Origin of the sequence: Xanthomarina maritima (assembly GCF_008084905.1) — a bacterium.
Lineage (GTDB): Bacteria > Bacteroidota > Bacteroidia > Flavobacteriales > Flavobacteriaceae > Xanthomarina > Xanthomarina maritima.
Genome location: NZ_VSFC01000013.1, coordinates 1 through 2,750, shown reverse-complemented (window position 1 = coordinate 2,750; position 2,750 = coordinate 1). Strand labels below are relative to the sequence as shown.

Below are 2,750 nucleotides of genomic sequence, written 5' to 3'. Positions count from 1 at the left end.
CCGATACAAAATGTAATGTGCTACTGATTATCAATTAATTAGCTATCGATAGATACAAATAAGCAACAAAAAGTGTTGAATTATAGCTAATTAAGGACTAAAGATAGGAAAATGGAGAGGTGTAAAGATAAAAAAACCGCCCCTAAAAAAGGACGGTTTTCTAAGAAAACGTCAATCGCTATTAAGCAACTGTTACAGAACCTACATAAACGCTATTAGAGACTTTAGTTCCATCCTCAGAGATAAAACCTAAGAATACCTCAACATCTTCTCCAGTGTACTCAGAAGGTACGGAAATACTTTCTGTTCCGGCTGACCTTGCGGGTCCAGCTGTTGTAAATACACTTTCACCTCTTGTTGCATTGAAAAGCAAGATTAATGCTTTATCAGTAGCCAAGGCACTACCGCTTCCAGAGTTATCTGTCCAGGTTACATCTACTGTTGCAGCACTTGGAGAAGAAGTTGCTCCATCTACTGCACCTGTAAGATTTCCGCGTGTAACCAATGCATTTGCATAATCAATAGAATAGTTAGGGTAAGCTCCTGTTATTCCATTGTTTAAGTTGTAAGACATTGCAGCGTTAAACTGAGTCATCTTGTTAGCATACAATTTGAAACCAACACGCAAGAAGTCTGTCATTGGTTGCAGGAAGCGAAGCACGGTTGAAAACTTTGAACGTTGGTCAACTTGTCCTTCGGTTCTTGGGTTCGCTACACTGGAAGGTTTAATTCTTAGGTAATCAATGCCCTTCCAAGTTCCACCGATTACATTCCCAACCTGTCCTGAGACACCACCGAGAATACCTTGATTAATTTTTCCCATCTTTTCTAATATTTTTGGGGTTAAACAAATGTTCGGACTTGGCACGGACTTGACTCGGCTTTGCCCTTTAATATCTAAGATACTTCAATAAGTATGCAGTAGTTCAGTCAGGGTTTCTGTTGCTTTTCTTTGCTCTTTTTTGCTTATAAGAAATTGATTTTATGACAGATGCAGTATTTAAACTGCACCTGTTTTATTCATCAACTTATAGAAGATTGCCTTTTTGGCGGTATCTATCATTTTTAATGAAAGTTTGAGTTTTCCCTCATTTTCTTCCAACAATTTCAAGTGGTGAATTGACTGGTGAAATAACTGAGGATGTTTGCTTGCAATACATTCATTATCCCGAAGGTGCTTTTTCATATCTCCAATCGTGATGAATGGAATTACAGAGCCTTTTAGGTAGTAATGGAATGATTTAGACTTCCATAATCCGAAGCAAAGCCAATACATAAAATCCTTATCATTTTCATTGTTAATGATGCAGACAAAGCAATTCGGACAAGGTTCATTCAGCGGTTTTCCGCTATTCAATCCTTTATTCAGTATAAAGAAATGAGGTTCAGAATAATTCTGGTTTAATCGGTGGGTTTTGATGCGAAACGTTTTCATATAGTGAGCCATTAAATATTTGCTCGCTACGCTTCGCTCATTCATTTTTAAAAGAGAAAAGAAAAAAGGAAAAAAAAGAAAAGAGAAAGCTCTTGAAAAGGCGTGTTTGGGAGGGTTGTCAAGGTTTTTGGAAAAAATACTACCCAGAGGGTGGAGATTTCTTTCAAAACCCGTAGGGCTTGACCTTGATAATCCGTTTGTGCGGTGGGCTTGAGCGGACACGCCTAACTTTGCTATTCTCTTTTTTTTGAATATTTCATAATATTTAAGGGCTTATGAAATCGTTTTTAAAACCTGTTTTATAGAGGATTAATTACTGGATTAATTATTAAATGTTGAACTGTTCGGTAATATGTATCATACTTCCTTGTGAGGTTGTAACTGTGCGTAAACGCAGGTAAAAACAGCCTTGAGCTAATCGGCTGGACGAAGGCTGCAAGTAGTGAGGTACGAACGGATTGCGGACTTTGGACAAGCAACGCGAGCCGCCTGCGAGTGGAGCAAGGGTGCTACCAACAGTAACCCTGATAAGGGTGGTTTGTAGCTATGTGTGAAGTGGAACGTAGCCTTTTTGTAATTTTTCTTTACACAAAAAGGCGGAGTGCAACGGAACTTACACAAGGCTTACCGCTTTAATAGCCAGAGCGATAGCGGAGGCAAATCAATCAGTATTAAGCCGCAGCCCGTAGCGACCCGCAGGCGAGCAAAATTATGGGTAGTGGTTGGATTTTTTGCGACTGACTGGAGGAACGGAAGGAAGTGGCAAAAAAGACAAAGGAACTACCGTGACAACTGACAGAGGAACGCAATAAAAGTGACAAGCTGCGTAGCTTTAGCGAAGCACCCGAAGGGCATTGCAGCTCTTTTTTTGACCTTTAAAAATTGAAGTATTCCAAAAAATGTGCTGTAATGGCTTGGCGATTTTATTTGCTGACGACCGAAGGCGGAACACCGCTTTACCTGCGTTTGGATGTGCGTAGGGAAAAGCAAGTGCAGGACTGAATGAATTGTAGTGCAACGGAAATGAATGAAGGACTTCTCTTGCTGTGCGTTGCAGGAAGTGGGTGATTGTAGTAAGTGAGGTACGAGCGAACGAAAAGAACCTACTGGAAGCAAATGGCTGTGCGGTGGGTTAAAGGATTTCGTTTACTTTCTTCAATGCGTTTACAATATCCTTGTGAATAATTGTAGATTGGTCTTTTATATCAATCCTATTATTAGATAGGGTGATTACATTACTTGAAATCGGTAAATTACCAGTAATTAAATCATCAAAATCTTCCATACTTTGTTCCAAAACATCAATACAAGTGTG

General features: G+C 39.5%; 3 protein-coding genes. All 3 read right to left on the bottom strand.

Translation table 11 applies throughout. The features are described 5' to 3' along the window. Positions 1-181 precede the first annotated feature (181 nt). Entirely contained in the window at positions 182-823 is a 642-nt protein-coding gene (locus FVF61_RS03080) for a DUF6266 family protein (RefSeq protein ID WP_148453189.1), read from the bottom strand. Between the two features lie 177 nt (positions 824-1,000). Further along, on the bottom strand, positions 1,001-1,657 hold the full coding sequence (locus FVF61_RS03075) for a DUF6943 family protein (protein ID WP_199757258.1): 657 nt from the start codon (positions 1,655-1,657) through the stop codon (positions 1,001-1,003). Between the two features lie 910 nt (positions 1,658-2,567). Next, positions 2,568-2,750 (bottom strand): hypothetical protein (locus FVF61_RS14135; protein WP_158635175.1); only part of this gene is annotated, 183 nt, incomplete at its 5' end.

Coding starts and splice junctions, on each gene's coding strand:
- FVF61_RS03080 (WP_148453189.1), bottom strand. CDS start 823: ATGGGAAAAATTAATCAAGGTATTCTCGGTGGTGTCTCAGGACAGGTT.